The 15,857-nt window shown below is 71.4% G+C and carries 14 protein-coding genes and 1 pseudogene; 9 read left to right on the top strand and 6 right to left on the bottom strand.

Translation table 11 applies throughout. The features are described from left to right. Positions 1 to 10 precede the first annotated feature (10 nt). Positions 11 to 1,099, bottom strand: a complete 1,089-nt coding sequence (gene ychF, locus QF030_RS26950; protein ID WP_307165186.1) for a redox-regulated ATPase YchF — start codon at positions 1,097 to 1,099, stop codon at positions 11 to 13. Positions 1,100 to 1,562: 463 nt separating this feature from the next. Between ychF and QF030_RS40630 the strand changes: the two genes are divergently transcribed. Further along, complete coding sequence (locus tag QF030_RS40630; RefSeq protein ID WP_373428810.1) at positions 1,563 to 1,952, top strand: DUF6542 domain-containing protein; 390 nt, start codon at positions 1,563 to 1,565, stop codon at positions 1,950 to 1,952. A 562-nt stretch (positions 1,953 to 2,514) separates the two neighbouring features. Here the strand turns inward: QF030_RS40630 and ppgK are convergent. Then, positions 2,515 to 3,261: a polyphosphate--glucose phosphotransferase gene (ppgK, locus tag QF030_RS26940; protein ID WP_307165184.1), complete on the bottom strand. Its 747-nt coding sequence runs from the start codon at positions 3,259 to 3,261 to the stop codon at positions 2,515 to 2,517. A 53-nt stretch (positions 3,262 to 3,314) separates the two neighbouring features. Beyond that, positions 3,315 to 4,370: a 4-hydroxy-3-methylbut-2-enyl diphosphate reductase gene (locus QF030_RS26935; RefSeq protein WP_307165183.1), complete on the bottom strand. Its 1,056-nt coding sequence runs from the start codon at positions 4,368 to 4,370 to the stop codon at positions 3,315 to 3,317. Between the two features lie 104 nt (positions 4,371 to 4,474). On the opposite strand from QF030_RS26935, the gene QF030_RS26930 reads away from it, so the two are divergent. From QF030_RS26930 to QF030_RS26915, 4 genes are all read left to right on the top strand, one after another. After that, positions 4,475 to 5,857, top strand: coding sequence for an APC family permease (locus tag QF030_RS26930; protein WP_307165182.1), 1,383 nt, complete (start codon positions 4,475 to 4,477; stop codon positions 5,855 to 5,857). 100 nt (positions 5,858 to 5,957) lie between these two features. Beyond that, a complete protein-coding gene (xseA, locus tag QF030_RS26925) occupies positions 5,958 to 7,202 on the top strand; it encodes an exodeoxyribonuclease VII large subunit (RefSeq protein WP_307165181.1) in 1,245 nt (414 codons plus the stop codon). A gap of 27 nt (positions 7,203 to 7,229) precedes the next feature. Beyond that, entirely contained in the window at positions 7,230 to 7,454 is a 225-nt protein-coding gene (locus tag QF030_RS26920) for an exodeoxyribonuclease VII small subunit (RefSeq protein WP_057603175.1), read from the top strand. A gap of 302 nt (positions 7,455 to 7,756) precedes the next feature. Further along, on the top strand, positions 7,757 to 8,347 hold the full coding sequence (locus tag QF030_RS26915; protein ID WP_307165180.1) for a malonic semialdehyde reductase: 591 nt from the start codon (positions 7,757 to 7,759) through the stop codon (positions 8,345 to 8,347). Positions 8,348 to 8,405: 58 nt separating this feature from the next. Here the strand turns inward: QF030_RS26915 and QF030_RS26910 are convergent, their stop codons facing one another. Then, complete coding sequence (locus QF030_RS26910; protein ID WP_307165179.1) at positions 8,406 to 8,930, bottom strand: DUF4245 domain-containing protein; 525 nt, start codon at positions 8,928 to 8,930, stop codon at positions 8,406 to 8,408. A gap of 126 nt (positions 8,931 to 9,056) precedes the next feature. Between QF030_RS26910 and glpX the strand changes: the two genes are divergently transcribed. Continuing rightward, positions 9,057 to 10,091 (top strand): class II fructose-bisphosphatase, encoded by a 1,035-nt coding sequence (gene glpX / locus QF030_RS26905; protein WP_307165178.1) that lies wholly within the window; start codon positions 9,057 to 9,059, stop codon positions 10,089 to 10,091. 70 nt (positions 10,092 to 10,161) lie between these two features. Here glpX and QF030_RS26900 read toward each other — a convergent pair whose 3' ends face one another. Beyond that, complete coding sequence (locus tag QF030_RS26900; protein ID WP_307165176.1) at positions 10,162 to 10,539, bottom strand: WhiB family transcriptional regulator; 378 nt, start codon at positions 10,537 to 10,539, stop codon at positions 10,162 to 10,164. Between the two features lie 180 nt (positions 10,540 to 10,719). Next, positions 10,720 to 11,406: a DUF1707 SHOCT-like domain-containing protein gene (locus QF030_RS26895; protein WP_307165175.1), complete on the bottom strand. Its 687-nt coding sequence runs from the start codon at positions 11,404 to 11,406 to the stop codon at positions 10,720 to 10,722. Between the two features lie 166 nt (positions 11,407 to 11,572). Between QF030_RS26895 and QF030_RS26890 the strand changes: the two genes are divergently transcribed. From QF030_RS26890 to fomD, 3 genes and pseudogenes are all read left to right on the top strand, one after another. Beyond that, on the top strand, positions 11,573 to 13,240 hold the full coding sequence (locus QF030_RS26890) for a fumarate hydratase (RefSeq protein WP_307165174.1): 1,668 nt from the start codon (positions 11,573 to 11,575) through the stop codon (positions 13,238 to 13,240). A gap of 142 nt (positions 13,241 to 13,382) precedes the next feature. Further along, a pseudogene (locus tag QF030_RS26885) lies at positions 13,383 to 14,769 on the top strand (class II fumarate hydratase). Between the two features lie 83 nt (positions 14,770 to 14,852). After that, positions 14,853 to 15,545 carry a cytidylyl-2-hydroxypropylphosphonate hydrolase gene (gene fomD / locus QF030_RS26880; protein WP_307165173.1) on the top strand — a complete coding sequence of 231 codons (693 nt, stop codon included), beginning with the start codon at positions 14,853 to 14,855 and terminating at the stop codon, positions 15,543 to 15,545. The last annotated feature ends 312 nt before the right edge of the window (positions 15,546 to 15,857 follow it).

Genomic DNA, 15,857 nt, shown 5'->3' with positions numbered 1-15,857 from the left:
ACGTCAACCACTACACATTGAAGCGGAACTCCACGACGTCGCCGTCCTGCATGACGTAGTCCTTGCCTTCCATGCGGGCCTTGCCCTTGGCGCGGGCCTCGGCGACCGAGCCGGTCTCCACCAGGTCGGCGAAGGAGATGACCTCCGCCTTGATGAAGCCCTTCTGGAAGTCGGTGTGGATGACACCGGCGGCCTCGGGTGCGGTGGCGCCCTTCTTGATGGTCCAGGCGCGGGACTCCTTGGGGCCTGCCGTGAGGTACGTCTGGAGGCCGAGGGTGTTGAAGCCGACGCGGGCGAGGGTGGCGAGGCCGGGCTCGTCGGCGCCGACCGACTCCAGCAGCTCCATCGCGTCCTCCTCGTCCAGCTCGGCGAGGTCCTGCTCCAGCTTGGCGTTGAGGAAGATCGCCTCGGCCGGGGCGACCAGCGCGCTCTGTTCGGCCTTGAACTCCTCGTCGACCAGTTCGTCCTCGTCGACGTTGAAGACGTAGAGGAAGGGCTTGGTGGTGAGCAGGTGCAGGTCGTGCAGCAGCTCCTCGCGCCCGGAGCCCTGGACGATCCCCGCGGAGAAGAGGGTGTCGCCCTTCTCCAGGATCTCCTGCGCCGCCTCGACCGCCGCGACCTTCGCCGCGACCTCCTTCTTGATCCGCGACTCCTTCTGGAGACGCGGCAGGACCTTCTCGATCGTCTGGAGGTCCGCGAGGATCAGCTCGGTGTTGATCGTCTCGATGTCGTCCTTGGGCGAGACCTTGCCGTCGACATGGACGACGTTCTCGTCCTTGAAGGCACGGATGACCTGGCAGATCGCGTCGGACTCGCGGATGTTCGCCAGGAACTTGTTGCCCAGGCCCTCACCCTCGCTCGCTCCGCGCACGATGCCCGCGATGTCGACGAAGTCGACGGTCGCCGGGAGGATCCGCTGCGAGGAGAAGATCTCGGCCAGCTTCGTGAGCCGGGCGTCCGGGACGCCGACCACGCCGACGTTCGGCTCGATCGTGGCGAACGGGTAGTTGGCCGCCAGCACGTCGTTCTTGGTCAGGGCGTTGAACAGGGTCGACTTGCCGACATTCGGCAGACCGACGATTCCGATCGTGAGCGACACGTTGCGACTTCCCGTGGTGAGAGGGCCGGAGGGCCAGTTCCCGAGTGAGAGGGCCAGGGGCCAGAGAGCTGACCGGTCCACCAGTTTACGGCGTACCCGGCGCCGCCCCGGCGGACCGGTCGAACGCATGGCCAAGCTCCACCCCACGGCGTGTCCGACACCCGATTCTGCACATAAACCGACCTAAGTTGGTCCAGTGGAGCAACACAGGACACGCCCCCCGGCCCGAGGGGCCCCCCGTGACACGCCACCCCTGCCACCCCTGCCGCCGCAGGCGGGCCGGGAGGCGAGCCGGGAGCCGGGTCGCAGACCGCCGGGCCCCACGGGCGGGACCGCCCGGGCCCGCGTCCCGCGCTCCGGTGCCCCGCGCTCCGGCACCCCCGGCTCCGGCGGCCCCCGTCCCGCTTCCGCCGGGCGCCGGCCCGCGCCGCCCTCGGCGCACACGGTGCCGACGGTGCGCCGGATGCCTGACGCCCGGCTCACCGGGCTCGGCGGCGGGCTGTTCAGCGGGGTGCTGATGTTCGTGATCGGCTGCCTGGACCAGCTGCTGTTCGGCGCCTCACTGACGGTGTACAGCGCGCTGTTCCTGCCGGTGTGCCTGCTGACCGCCCTGTGGGTGGGCGGGGGCGACCTGCTGTCGGCGCCCGTGGTCGTGCCGATCGCCTTCGCCGTGGGACTGCTGCCCGTGGCCGAGGGCGGCAACGGCATCGGGGCGCGGCTGATGGGGCTGGTGACGGCACTGGCCACGCAGGTCGGCTGGCTGTACGCCGGAACGCTCGTGGCGGGAACGGTCGTCCTGGCCCGCGGAGTACGCCGGGCAGCGGCCCGCCGCCACACCGCGAACCGCCGCTAGCCGGCGTCCGCTGACGCCGACGGCAGATCACCGGACACCGCGCCGGAAACCGCCGCCGTGCCGCCGGCCCGGCTACCGGGCTCGGGCTACCAGACCGGGAGGGACGGATGGCCCACCAGAGGGCGGATGGCCGGGAGGGCAGATGGCCGAAGACCGGGGGACGGATGGCCCTCCGGAAGGCCGGAAGGCCCGGAGGGCAGAAGGCCCGGAGGGCAGAAGGCCCGGAGGGCAGAAGGCCCGGAGGGCAGAAGGCCCGGAGGGCAGAAGGCCCGGAGGGCAGAAGGCCCGGAGGGCAGAAGGCCCGGAGGGCAGAAGGCCCGGAGGCCGGAAGGCCCGGAGGGCAGAAGGCCCGGAGGCCGGAAGGCCCGGAGGCCGGAAGGCCCGGAGGCCGGAAGGCCCGGAGGGCAGATGGCCCGGAGGCCGGAAGGCCCGGAGGGCAGTTGGCCCGCCGGACGCCCGGAGGCCCGGAGGCCCGGAGGCCGAGCCGCCGAGCCGCCGAGAAGGCTCACCGCCGGGACGGGTCCGGGCCGCCGGACCGGGCCGGGCGCCGGGCCGGCGCGGGTCAGTCCTGCTTCGCCGCTCGCATCGCCGCTCCCACGATGCCCGCGTTGTTCTGCAGCTCGGCCGGCACGATGTCCGCCCGGATGCCCTCGATGAGGTGCAGGAACTTGTCGGCCTTGCGGCTCACGCCGCCGCCGATGATGAACAGCTCCGGCGAGAAGAGCATCTCGACGTGGGCGAGGTACTTCGTGACCCGGCGGGCCCAGTGCTCCCAGGTCAGCTCGCCGTCCTCCTTGGCCTTGCTGGAGGCGCGCTTCTCGGCGTCGTGCCCGTGCAGCTCCAGGTGGCCGAGCTCGGTGTTGGGGACGAGGACGCCGTCGACGAAGAGGGCGCTGCCGATGCCCGTGCCGAACGTCAGCAGGATCACCGTGCCGCTGCGCTCGCGGCCCGCGCCGAAGGACACCTCCGCGACGCCCGCCGCGTCCGCGTCGTTGACCACCGTCACCGGCAGGCCGCCCAGCCGCTCGCTGAAGAGGGCACGCGCGTCGGTGTCGATCCAGCTCTTGTCGACGTTGGCCGCCGTACGGATCGTGGAGCCGCCGGTGACCACGCCCGGGAAGGTCAGGCCCACCGGCCCCGACCACTCGAAGTGCTCGACGACCTGCCGCACACCGTCGGCCACGCTCTCGGGCGTGGCCGGGTGCGGGGTGAGCACTTTGTGGCGCTCCTGAGCGAGGTCGCCCCTGTCCAAATCCACCGGGGCGCCCTTGATCCCGGAGCCGCCGATGTCCACGCCGAAGATCTGCATGGCCCTACGTTACGACGGTCGACTGACGGTCACTCACCCGGCCGAGGCGTCGGTCAGCTGTCCGCCGGACCGGACACCGCGTCGGAGGCCGCCGCGGACGTCGTACCGCTGCCGCCCCGCCCGGCCGCCAGTGCCGCCGCCTCCTCGCGCAGATCACGCCGGAGTTCCTTGGGCAGCGAGAAGGTGATGTGCTCCTCGGCCGCCTTGACGAGCTCGACGTCCCCGTAGCCGCGCTCGGTGAGCCAGGCCAGGACCTCCTCGACGAGGACCTCCGGGACGGAGGCGCCGGAGGTGACGCCCACCGTGGTCACGCCCTCCAGCCACGCCTCGTCGATCTCGCTCGCGAAGTCGACCAGGTAGGCCTCGCGGGAGCCGGCGAGCTTGGCCACCTCGACGAGCCGCTTGGAGTTGGAGGAGTTGCGGGAGCCGACCACGATCACCAGCTCCGCCTCCGCGCCCATCTGCTTCACCGCGAGCTGACGGTTCTGCGTGGCGTAGCAGATGTCGTCGCTCGGCGGGGAGATGAGCTGCGGGAACTTCTCCTTGAGGGCGTCGACCGTCTCCATGGTCTCGTCGACCGAGAGAGTGGTCTGGGAGAGCCACACGATCTTCGAGGGGTCCCGGACCTCCACCTTGGCGACGTCCTCGGGGCCGTCGACGAGCTGGATGTGTTCGGGGGCCTCGCCGGAGGTGCCGATGACCTCTTCGTGGCCCTCGTGCCCGATCAGGAGGATGTCGTAGTCCTCGCTGGCGAAGCGGACGGCTTCCTTGTGGACCTTGGTGACCAGGGGGCAGGTCGCGTCGATGGTGGCCAGGCGCCCGCGCGCGGCCTCCTCGTGGACGACGGGGGCGACGCCGTGCGCCGAGAACATGACGATGTTGCCCGGCGGAACCTCTTCCGTCCGCTCGACGAAGACGGCGCCCTTCCGCTCAAGGGTCTGCACGACGTACTTGTTGTGGACGATCTCGTGCCGGACGTAGACCGGCGCCCCGTACTGCTCCAGGGCCTTCTCGACGGCGATCACGGCACGGTCGACGCCCGCGCAGTAGCCCCGGGGAGCGGCGAGCAGGACACGGCGGCGGCCAGGCGAAGCAGTCATGCGTCCCATCGTAAGGCCGCGCCCGAGGGGTCGGAGATCACCGCTTCGGGGAAACTGGGAGACCGGCGGAAAGCCGACGGGGGGTGGCCAGGACCCGACGCGCGGAGGCACCGATGTCCGACACCGCCGAGCCCGGTACCGAGGACCGTCCGATCCGGGAGGGACACGGACACCTGCGGCGGAGCCTGCGCTTTCGCGACCTGGTCGTCTACGGACTGCTGTTCATCGCGCCCATGGCGCCGGTCGGCATCTTCGGCACGCTGGACGCGAGGTCCCACGGGGCGGTGGCGCTGGTCTACGTCGTCGCGACGGTCGCCATGGCGTTCACCGCCTTCAGTTACGCGCAGATGGTGCGGGTGGTCCCCCAGGCGGGCTCGGTGTTCGCTTACGCGCGCGTGGCGCTCGGGCAGGGCGCCGGGTTCGTGGCGGGCTGGATGGCGCTGCTGGACTACGTCCTCATCCCGGCCGTGGCGTACCTGTTCTCCGGCATCGCGATGAACGCGCTCGTCCCGGAGGTCTCCCGGTGGGTGTGGACGGCGCTCGCGGTCGTGATCACCACCCTGCTGAACCTGTGGGGCGTACGGGCGGCGGCCCGCGTGGGCTTCCTGGTGCTGGCGCTGGAGATCGTCGTCCTGGTCGTCTTCGTGGTGTCCGCGACGGTGGTCCTCGCGCGCGACGGCGCGGAGCGCGGCTGGCTGTCACCGCTGAGCGGGGACGGCTCGCAGGGGGCGTTCTCGCTGTCCGCGGTGATCGGCGCGGTGTCGGTGGCCGTCCTGTCCTACCTGGGCTTCGACGCGATCGCGAGCTTCGCGGAGGAGGTCACCGGTGGTGCGGGGAAGGTCGCGCGGGCCCTGTTGTTCTGCCTGGCGCTGGCCGGCGTGCTGTTCGTGACGCAGACGTACCTGGGGGCGCTGCTGGAGCCGGTGCCGTCCGCCGAGCTGGCCGCCGATCCCGGTCGGCAGGGGTCGGCGTTCTATGACGCCGTGGACGTGTCCGTCGGTACCTGGCTGCACGATCTGGTGGCGGTCGGCAAGGCGGTCGGGGCCGCGTTCGCCACCCTGGCCGGACAGGCGGCGGCCGGCCGGCTGCTGTTCGCCATGGGACGTGAGCGGCGGCTGCCGCGGGTGCTGGCCCGGACGGACGGGGGCGTGCCGCGGGTCGCTCTGCTGTGTTCGGCCGCCGTCACGCTGGTCGCGGCGGTGTGGGCGGCGCGGCGGGACGACGGGATGGACCACCTGGTGTCGGTGGTCGACATCGGCGCCCTGACGGCGTTCACCTTGCTGCACGCGAGCGTGGTGGGCTGGTTCGCGGTGCGGCGGGCGGGTGGCCCGGTGGTGTGGTGGCGGCATGTGCTGATGCCGGTGACGGGTGCGGCGATCACGATCGCGGTGATCGCGGAGGCGTCGGGCACGGCGCAGTCGGTGGGCCTGATCTGGCTGGCGGTGGGGGCCGTCGTGCTGGTCGCGCAGCGCGGGCGGACGGGGGCCGCCGCCTGAGGGGTTCTCCGCCCCCGGCCTCCCCTCCCCCGGCTCCCGCCCGTGTCCGCCCGGGGACGGGAGCCCCGGATTGTCGGTAGCGGCCGATACGCTCGGGCGCATGGCTGTGAACACGTCCGCGGACGCCCCGCTGCCCGTCGGCGAGATCTCGCGGCTCATCGGAAGCTGGATCGACCGGCTCGGCGCGGTGTGGGTCGAGGGGCAGATCACCCAGCTGTCGCGGCGCCCGGGTGCCGGGGTGGTGTTCCTGACGCTGCGGGACCCGTCGCACGACATCTCGGTGAGCGTGACCTGCTACCGGCAGGTCTTCGACGCGGTGGCGGACGTCGTCGGCGAGGGCGCGCGGGTCGTCGTCCACGCGAAGCCGGAGTGGTACGCGCCGCGTGGCCAGCTGTCGCTGCGGGCCGTCGAGATACGGCCGGTGGGGGTCGGCGAGCTGCTGGCGCGGCTGGAGCAGCTGAAGAAGTCCCTGGCCGCGGAGGGCCTCTTCGCCCCCGCCCGGAAGAAGCCGCTGCCCTTCCTGCCGCAGCTCATCGGGCTGGTGTGCGGGCGGGCCTCCGCCGCCGAGCGGGACGTCCTCGAGAACGCCCGGCACCGCTGGCCCGCCGTCCGCTTCGAGGTGCGCAACGTCGCCGTCCAGGGCGTGCACGCGGTGACGCAGGTCGTCCAGGCGGTGAAGGAGCTGGACGGCCTGGACGACGTGGACGTGATCATCGTCGCGCGCGGCGGGGGAAGCGTGGAGGATCTGCTGCCGTTCTCCGACGAGCAGGTGGTCAGGGCGGTCGCGGCCTGTCGTACGCCGGTCGTCTCGGCGATCGGGCACGAGCCGGACAACCCGCTGCTCGACCATGTGGCCGACCTGCGCGCCTCGACGCCGACCGACGCCGCGAAAAAGGTCGTACCGGACGTCGGCGAGGAACTGGAGCGGGTGCGGATGCTGCGCGGGCGGGCGCGGCGATGCGCGCAGGCCTTCCTGGAGCGGGAGGAGCGCGGCCTCGCCCACGCCCTCGCGCGGCCCGCCATACAGGATCCGCACCGGATGATCGACGAGCGGGCCGATCACGTCTCCTCGCTCGTCGACCGTTCCCGGCGCACGGTCGGGCACCTGCTGGACCGCGCCGACTCCGAGCTGACCCACACGCACGCGCGCGTAGTGGCGCTCTCGCCCGCCGCGACGCTGAAGCGGGGCTACGCGGTGCTCCAGAGGGCCGACGGGCACGTGGTGCGGGACCCGGCCGAGGTGACGGCCGCCGAGACGCTGCGCGCGCGGGTCGCCGAGGGCGAGTTCACCGTTCGCGTCGACGACGTCCCCGACGCCGGAACCACCGGAACCACCGAGAACTAGGCAGCAACGATCACCGGGAATGGGTGCATGACGAGCAAGACGGACGAGGCCCTCGGGTACGAGCAGGCCCGCGACGAGTTGATCGAGGTCGTACGGCGTCTGGAGGCGGGGGGTACGACGCTGGAGGAGTCACTCGCCCTCTGGGAGCGCGGTGAGGAGCTGGCCAAGGTCTGCCGGCGCTGGCTGGAGGGCGCCCGGGCGCGGCTGGACGCGGCGCTGGCCGAGGAGGGGGAAACGGAAGAAGGGGAGTGAGCCGACGGCCCCCGACGCGACGGCCGTCGACCCGACGCCGCCCCTCGACGGGACCGCCCCTCGACGCGGGAGCTCGGCGGATCCGCGAAGCGGGACCCTGAGCGGGCGGGCGAGCGGGCCGGTGAGCGTGGCCTGCGAGCGGGCGTGTGGAGCGAGTTCGCGAACCGGGCCTGTGAAGCGGATCACGCCACTTCGGGCCTTTGTTGAACTTTGAAACTTCTCCGCGTACTGTCGGTCCCGTCAGCCTATCCGGACCGCGGTCCGGTACGGGACCCGGCGCCACCCCACGAGGAAGTCTCCGCATGTCTCTCGTTCTTGACCCCACCGCCCAGGACCTGCTGTTCCGCGAGGCCCGCACCGCGAACACCTTCACCGACGAGCCGGTGACCGACGAGCAGGTCCAGGCGATCTACGACCTGGTCAAGTACGGCCCGACGGCGTTCAACCAGACTCCGCTGCGCATCACCCTGGTCCGCTCCCCCGAGGCCCGCGAGCGCCTGGTGCGGCACATGGCCGAGGGCAACCGGGCCAAGACCGCCACCGCCCCGCTCGTCGCGATCCTCTCCGCGGACAACGAGTTCCACGAGGAACTGCCGACCCTGCTCCCGGCCTTCCCGCAGGCCAAGGACCTCTTCTTCAGCGAGCGCCCGGCCCGCGAAGGCTCCGCCGCGCTGAACGCCGCCCTCCAGGCCGCGTACTTCATCATCGGCGTCCGCGCCGCCGGTCTGGCCGCCGGCCCGATGACCGGTGTCGACTTCGAGGGCGTCCGCAAGGAGTTCCTGGACGACGACCACACCCCGCTGATCGTCGTGAACATCGGCAAGCCGGGCGAGGGCGCCTCCTACCCGCGCTCCCCGCGCCTGGCGTACGACGAGGTCGTCACCACCGTCTGACAGCGACGTAACACGTGAAGCGGCCCCCGGCGAGCTCGCCGGGGGCCGCTTCACGTGTTCACGCCAGCTTCAGCGCGCCGGCCATCGTCGACAGCTGCTCGAAGGACCCCGTGCCCGCCACCACGGTCGTGGAGCCCGCCGCGCCCTGGAGGACGAGCGCGTCGTAGCGGCCGCCCGTGTAGCGGATCCAGGTACGGCCGCCGATCTGCTCGGTGACCTTGGTCGCCTTCGAGCCCTGACTGGCCTCCTGGACGAACTCCGAGCGCTGCCGAGTCGACTGCTCGACCGCCACGTACTCCCCGTCGGGAGCGTGGAAGCCGAGGTGCCAGGCGTCGAACTCGTCGCCCTGGAACCGCACCGAGGTCGCCTTCCAGGTGTCGGGCAGACCCTCGGGCGCCGCCACCGGGTACGTCGCCGCGCGGCGCGCCGTGAGGAGCTCCACGCGGTAGTCGACCTGCTGGACCTCGCGCGGGCGGTCGTCGTGTGGGACAAAGAGGTATATGACCCATGCCGCGATCAAGATCACCCCGAGGGAGATGACCATGTCGCGGGCCGTCTTCTGCTTGCCGTTCGAACCTGCCACGCCCCCTATCGTCGCAGGTGCCCGGTGCGCTCATCCGTGGGGTCCCCTGCTCATCTTGTCGGACTGACGATAGAGTCGGGATCGAACCCTCATCCGGCCGTCGTCGTATCAGAAAGGTGCGCTCCGATGACCGAGCATCATCAATTGCCGTCCGAGCTCGATGTCCCCTCCGAGGCCCCCGACCGCAACCTCGCCCTGGAACTCGTCCGGGTGACCGAAGCCGCCGCCATGGCCGCGGGCCGCTGGGTGGGGCGCGGCGACAAGAACGGCGCCGACGGTGCCGCGGTGCGCGCCATGCGGACCCTCGTCTCCACCGTGTCGATGAACGGCGTGGTCGTCATCGGCGAGGGCGAGAAGGACGAAGCCCCGATGCTCTTCAACGGCGAGCGCGTCGGTGACGGGACCGGGCCCGAGGTCGACATCGCCGTCGACCCGATCGACGGCACCACGCTGACGGCGAAGGGCATGCCGAACGCGATCGCCGTCCTCGCGGCCACCGAGCGGGGCGCGATGTTCGACCCGTCCGCCGTCTTCTACATGGACAAGCTGGTCACCGGCCCCGATGCCGCAGACTTCGTCGACATCGACGCGCCCGTGGCCGTGAACATCCGACGGGTCGCCAAGGCCAAGCGGGCCACGCCCGAGGACGTCACCGTCGTCATCCTGGACCGCCCTCGGCACGAGGGGATCATCGACGAGATCCGGGCGACCGGCGCGCGCATCAAGCTGATCTCCGACGGTGATGTCGCCGGGTCGATCCTGGCCCTGCGCGAGGGCACCGGCGTCGACCTGCTGCTCGGCGTCGGCGGCACCCCCGAGGGCATCATCTCGGCGTGCGCCGTGAAGTGCCTGGGTGGCACCATCCAGGGCAAGCTGTGGCCCAAGGACGCCGAGGAACGGCAGCGGGCGCTCGACGCCGGCCACGACCTCGACCGCGTCCTGACCACCGAGGACCTGGTGACCGGCGAGAACGTGTTCTTCGTCGCCACCGGCATCACCGACGGTGAGCTGCTGCGCGGGGTCAGGTACCGGTCGGAGACCGCGATCACCGACTCGATCGTCATGCGGTCGAAGTCCGGGACGGTCCGGCGGATCGACTCCGAACATCGGCTGAGCAAGCTGCGGGCCTACAGCGCGGTCGACTTCGACCGGGCCAAGTAACCCCCGTAGTGCGTGAGAGGGGCACCCCCGGTGCGGTGGGGGTGCCCCTTTCGCGTACCCCGAGGATCGCTCAGCCCGCGGCGGCTATACGGCCGGAGGACTGGGCCGCCTTCTTCAGTTCCACGTCCCGGCGGCGGCGCCGGGCGAGGGCCACCCGGCGCTCGGCGGCGGTGAGGCCGCCCCAGACGCCGTACGGCTCGGGCTGGAGCAGCGCGTGTTCTCGGCACTCGACCATGACCGGACAGCCCGCGCAGACCCGCTTCGCGGCCTGCTCGCGGGAGAGCCGGGCGGCCGTGGGCTCCTTGGAGGGGGCGAAGAACAGGCCTGCCTCGTCGCGCCGGCACACCGCCTCGGTATGCCAGGGGGCGTCCTGATCCCTGTCGCGCGCTGGTACCCGCTGGGCCGGAACAGCGGCGACCTGCACGGGCGAATGCGGCGGTTGCAGCACGGGTCTACTCCTGACGACGGCTTCGCGAGCGAGAGACGATGCAGCAAGGCCTACCCGCTGTGCGCGCGCCTATGCACTGAGTTCCCGACCACCGTGGCCGCGGAGACCCCCGGCACGACGCCGCCACGGCCGCTCCACCGGGCCCGGCCCGCCACGGCCGCGCCGCGGACTCCACGACCGTCAACGGTTCAGGTGCTTGCGCAGACTCCTGTCGACCTTGTGCTGGACCCGGTCGAGGATGTCCGCGACGAGCTTGCCCCGCTTCGGCCGGCCCTCGATGTTGCCCAGCACCGCCCAGCCGTCGACGTAGACCACCGGGGCGTCCGGCTGCGGCGAATCGAGCGCGTCCACCTCGAAGTTGCCCAGTACCGCGCCGCCGGTGCCGCGCAGCGAGACGTTCTCCGGGACGCGGACCTCGACGTTGCCGAAGACCGAGAGCGCCTTGATCACGACCTGCTGGTACTCGAAGAGCGCCTCGGTGAGGTCGATCTCCACGGTGCCGAAGACCGCGTAGGCGTGGATACGGCGGCCCGCGCGCCAACGGCCCCTGCGGACGGCGCTGCTGAAGACCGCGACCACGTTGTCGTCGGGGTCGGCGGGGATCGCGCCCGCGGTGGGGCGGCTGGGAGCGGAGCTGGGGGCCGCGCGCCGCTCGTGCGCGGCGGGCAGGTCCCGGACGAAGACCTCCAGCTCGCCGACCGTCTTGGCGGCCAGTACCGCCTCGACGCGCTCGGCGTGCTCGTCGGCGGTCAGCCTGCCCTCCGCGAGGGCCTCGCGGAGCATGTCGGCGATACGGTCACGGTCGGCGTCCGAGGCGCGCAACTCCGCGGCCGGCGCGGGGGCTGCGGTCTGCTGGTGAAGGTCCACGAGAGCAGCGTACCCACACACGATAGATCGCGATACCCCTCCCTCCGAGACGGGTGGCCGCCGAACTGAGCCCTACCTCACAAGCTCGTTGTCAGCGGCAGGTTCTACGCTGGTGAGCGCCCGCCGATGGAGGCGGTCGCGTCCGTCGAGTGAGGAATGGGCACCGATGCCTGAGTTCGCGTACACCGATCTGCTCCCCATGGGAGAGGACACCACCCCCTACCGGCTGGTGACCGCCGAGGGTGTCTCCACCTTCGAGGCCGACGGGCGGACATTCCTCAAGGTGGAGCCGGAGGCGCTGCGCAAGCTCGCCGAGGAGGCCATCCACGACATCCAGCACTACCTGCGCCCCGCCCACCTCGCGCAGCTGCGCCGCATCATCGACGACCCGGAGGCCTCCGGCAACGACAAGTTCGTCGCGCTGGACCTGCTGAAGAACGCGAACATCGCGGCCGCCGGCGTGCTCCCCATGTGCCAGGACACCGGCACGGCGATCGTCATGGGCAAGCGCGGGCAGAACGTGCTGACCCGGGGCGGCGACGAGGCGGCCCTCAGCCGCGGCATCTACGACGCCTACCTGAACCTCAATCTGCGCTACTCGCAGATGGCCCCGCTGACCATGTGGGACGAGAAGAACACCGGCTCCAACCTCCCGGCCCAGATCGAGCTGTACGCGGCCGACGGCGGCGCCTACAAGTTCCTGTTCATGGCCAAGGGCGGCGGCTCCGCCAACAAGAGCTTCCTCTACCAGGAGACGAAGGCCGTCCTGAACGAGGCCTCCATGATGAAGTTCCTGGAGGAGAAGATCCGTTCGCTCGGTACGGCCGCCTGCCCGCCGTACCACCTGGCGATCGTCGTCGGCGGCACGAGCGCGGAGTACGCCCTGAAGACCGCGAAGTACGCCTCCGCGCACTACCTGGACGAGATCCCGGCCGAGGGTTCGCCGCTGGGGCACGGCTTCCGGGACAAGGAACTCGAGGAGAAGGTCTTCGAGCTGACGCAGCAGATCGGCATCGGCGCGCAGTTCGGCGGAAAGTACTTCTGCCACGACGTACGGGTGGTCCGCCTTCCCCGGCACGGCGCCTCGTGCCCCGTCGCCATCGCCGTCTCCTGCTCCGCCGACCGGCAGGCCGTAGCGAAGATCACCGCCGAGGGCGTCTTCCTGGAGCAGCTCGAGACCGACCCGGCGCGCTTCCTGCCCGAGACCACGGACGAGCACCTCGACGAGGCGTCGGACGTCGTGCGGATCGACCTCAACCAGCCGATGGAGTCGATCCTCGCCGAGCTGACGAAGTACCCGGTGAAGACCCGCCTCTCCCTCACCGGCCCGCTGGTCGTGGCCCGCGACATCGCGCACGCCAAGATCAAGGAACGGCTCGATGCCGGCGAGGAGATGCCGCAGTACCTGAAGGACCACCCGGTGTACTACGCGGGCCCGGCCAAGACGCCCGAGGGCTACGCGTCCGGCTCCTTCGGCCCGACGACGGCCGGCCGCATGGACTCCTACGTCGAGCAGTTCCAGGCCGCCGGCGGCTCCAGGGTCATGCTCGCCAAGGGCAACCGCAGCAAGCAGGTCACCGACGCGTGCGGCACGCACGGAGGCTTCTACCTCGGCTCCATCGGCGGTCCGGCCGCCCGGCTCGCCCAGGACTGCATCAAGAAGGTCGAGGTCGTCGAGTACGAGGAGCTCGGCATGGAGGCCGTCTGGAAGATCGAGGTCGAGGACTTCCCGGCCTTCGTCGTCGTCGACGACAAGGGCAACGACTTCTTCCAGGACCCCGCGCCCGCACCGACGTTCACGACCATCCCGGTGCGAGGGCCCGGGCTCGTGTAGGGCCTTCGGGGCGGCCGGGGAGTGCCCTCGCCTCCGCCGCCCCTCCCCGTCCCCGGGGGTCGCGCCCCGGGGCGCCTGTCCGACGCCATCCGGACGGCCGAGCGCGCGGAACATTGCGGCCGTCCCGATCGCTGTACCGGACATGAGCGAATACCGGATCGAGCACGACTCCATGGGTGAGGTACGCGTCCCGGCGGAAGCCAAGTGGCGGGCCCAGACACAGCGCGCCGTCGAGAACTTCCCCGTCTCGGGACAGCGCATCGAGCGTGCGCACATCGAGGCGCTGGCGCGGATCAAGGGGGCCGCGGCGAAGGTGAACGCGCGGCTCGGGGTGGTCGACGCGGACATCGCCGACGCCATCCAGGAGGCGGCCGCGGAGGTCGCCGAGGGCCGGTGGGACGAGCACTTCCCGGTGGACGTGTTCCAGACCGGGTCCGGCACCTCGTCCAACATGAACACCAACGAGGTGGTCGCCACGCTCGCCACCGAGCGTCTGGGCCGGCCCGTGCACCCCAACGACCACGTCAACGCCTCCCAGTCCTCCAACGACGTCTTCCCCTCGTCCCTGCACATCGCGGCCACCGCCGCCGTCACCCGCGATCTGATCCCCGCCCTGGAGCATCTGGCGGCGGCCCTGGAGCGCAAGTCCGCGGAGTTCGCCGACGTGGTGAAGGCGGGGCGCACTCATCTGATGGACGCCACGCCCGTGACGCTGGGCCAGGAGTTCGGCGGGTACGCCGCCCAGGTGCGGTACGGCGTGGAGCGGCTCGACTCCTCGCTCCCCCGGCTCGCCGAACTGCCGCTGGGCGGTACCGCGGTCGGCACCGGCATCAACACGCCGCCCGGGTTCTCGGCTGCCGTCATCGAGGAGGTCGCCCGTGCCACCGGGCTGCCGCTGACCGAGGCGCGCGACCACTTCGAGGCGCAGGGCGCGCGGGGACGGGGTCGTGGAGACCAGCGGACAGCTGCGGACCGTCGCCGTGAGCCTCACGAAGATCGCCAACGATCTGCGGTGGATGGCCTCCGGTCCGCGCACCGGCCTCGCGGAGATCTCGCTGCCCGACCTCCAGCCCGGCTCCTCGATCATGCCCGGCAAGGTCAACCCGGTGATCCCGGAGGCCGTGCTGATGGTCGCCGCGCAGGTCGTCGGGAACGACGCGACCGTGGCCACGGCGGGCGCGGCGGGCAACTTCGAGCTCAACGTGATGCTGCCGGTGATCGCCAAGAACGTGCTCGAGTCGATCCGGCTGCTCGCCAACGTGTCCCGGCTGCTCGCGGACCGGACCGTCGACGGGATCGTGGCGCACCGCGAACGCGCCCGGGAGTACGCCGAGTCCTCGCCGTCGGTGGTCACGCCGCTGAACAAGTACATCGGGTACGAGGAGGCCGCGAAGGTGGCCAAGAAGGCGCTGGCGGAGCGGCGGACGATCCGGCAGGTGGTGCTGGACGGCGGGTACGTGGAGCGCGGCGATCTGACGGTCGGGCAGCTCGACGAGGCCCTGGATGTCCTGCGGATGACACGCCCGTGAACGCTCGTCGGCTTTCGCGCCCCGGCGTGAGAACCGTGACGCGCGCCGCAGCGTCGTATGCCCATGGCACCTAATATCTGTGCATGGCAGACGGTGGAGCGGTGAGACGCGTGGGAACTGGCGGTGCGGCGGACTTCTGGGAGCCGGGGAGCCGGATCCTGTGGCGCTACCGGGAGAACGGCGGGGTGAACTTCCACATCGCCCGCCCGGTCACCGTCGTACGGGACGACGAGGAACTGCTCGCCGTGTGGCTGGCCCCGGGCACGGAGTGCGTCAAGCCGGTGCTCGCCGACGGCACCCCGCCGCACCAGGAGCCGCTGCGCACCCGGTACACCAAGCCGCGTACCGTTGCGCGGGGCCACTGGCTCGGCACCGGGGTGCTGAAGGTGGCCCGGCCCGGTGAGCCGTGGTCGGTGTGGCTGTTCTGGGACCCGGGCTGGCAGTTCAAGAACTGGTACGTCAACCTGGAGACGCCTCTGGTCCGTTGGGACGGCGGGGTGGACTCCGAGGACCACTTCCTGGACATCTGCGTCTACCCGGACCGCAGTTGGGGTCTGCGCGACGAGGACGAGTTCGCGCAGGCCCAGCAGGACGGGCTGATGGACCGGGCGGTCGCGGAACAGGTGCGGGAGGCGGGCAGCAGGGCGGTGGAGGTGATCCGCGCATGGGGTCCTCCGTTCAGCGAGGGCTGGCAGAACTGGCGCCCGGATCCCTCCTGGGCCGTACCGTTGCTGCCGGAGGACTGGGACCGTACGCCCGCGCACCTGTCCACATGAGACCCTTGATGCGCCCCCGGGCAACAAACGTAGGATCGTCCTCCGCAAGGCACGCTGGCAGTAACTCCCGGAACGGACACCGGGCCTGACCGAACGTCACCGAGGGGCGGCAGCACGTGAGCGAGGGGTACGAGGGCAACACCGGCGGGATGCCCGACGTCGGCCCCCGGGGCCGCGCGCGGTCCGCCGGCGGCACAGGAACAACCTCTGACCACGCGGGAATTCCGTTCCGGGGGCACGTATTCCGGGTATCGGGTTTCCTGCGGGACCAACTGCGCGCGCGGCGCGCAGCCCCGGACGGACGGATTCGAC

This window comes from Streptomyces rishiriensis, from assembly GCF_030815485.1.
Taxonomy (GTDB): Bacteria; Actinomycetota; Actinomycetes; order Streptomycetales; family Streptomycetaceae; genus Streptomyces; species Streptomyces rishiriensis_A.
Note: the sequence above shows the minus strand (reverse complement) of the source record. Positions and strands in the feature narration are given on the sequence as shown.

Coding starts and splice junctions, on each gene's coding strand:
- ppgK (WP_307165184.1), bottom strand. CDS start 3,261: ATGCAGATCTTCGGCGTGGACATCGGCGGCTCCGGGATCAAGGGCGCC.
- fomD (WP_307165173.1), top strand. CDS start 14,853: ATGGCAGACGGTGGAGCGGTGAGACGCGTGGGAACTGGCGGTGCGGCG.
- xseA (WP_307165181.1), top strand. CDS start 5,958: ATGGCTGTGAACACGTCCGCGGACGCCCCGCTGCCCGTCGGCGAGATC.
- QF030_RS26930 (WP_307165182.1), top strand. CDS start 4,475: ATGTCCGACACCGCCGAGCCCGGTACCGAGGACCGTCCGATCCGGGAG.
- glpX (WP_307165178.1), top strand. CDS start 9,057: ATGACCGAGCATCATCAATTGCCGTCCGAGCTCGATGTCCCCTCCGAG.
- QF030_RS26890 (WP_307165174.1), top strand. CDS start 11,573: ATGCCTGAGTTCGCGTACACCGATCTGCTCCCCATGGGAGAGGACACC.
- QF030_RS40630 (WP_373428810.1), top strand. CDS start 1,563: ATGCCTGACGCCCGGCTCACCGGGCTCGGCGGCGGGCTGTTCAGCGGG.
- QF030_RS26920 (WP_057603175.1), top strand. CDS start 7,230: ATGACGAGCAAGACGGACGAGGCCCTCGGGTACGAGCAGGCCCGCGAC.
- QF030_RS26915 (WP_307165180.1), top strand. CDS start 7,757: ATGTCTCTCGTTCTTGACCCCACCGCCCAGGACCTGCTGTTCCGCGAG.
- QF030_RS26935 (WP_307165183.1), bottom strand. CDS start 4,370: ATGGGACGCATGACTGCTTCGCCTGGCCGCCGCCGTGTCCTGCTCGCC.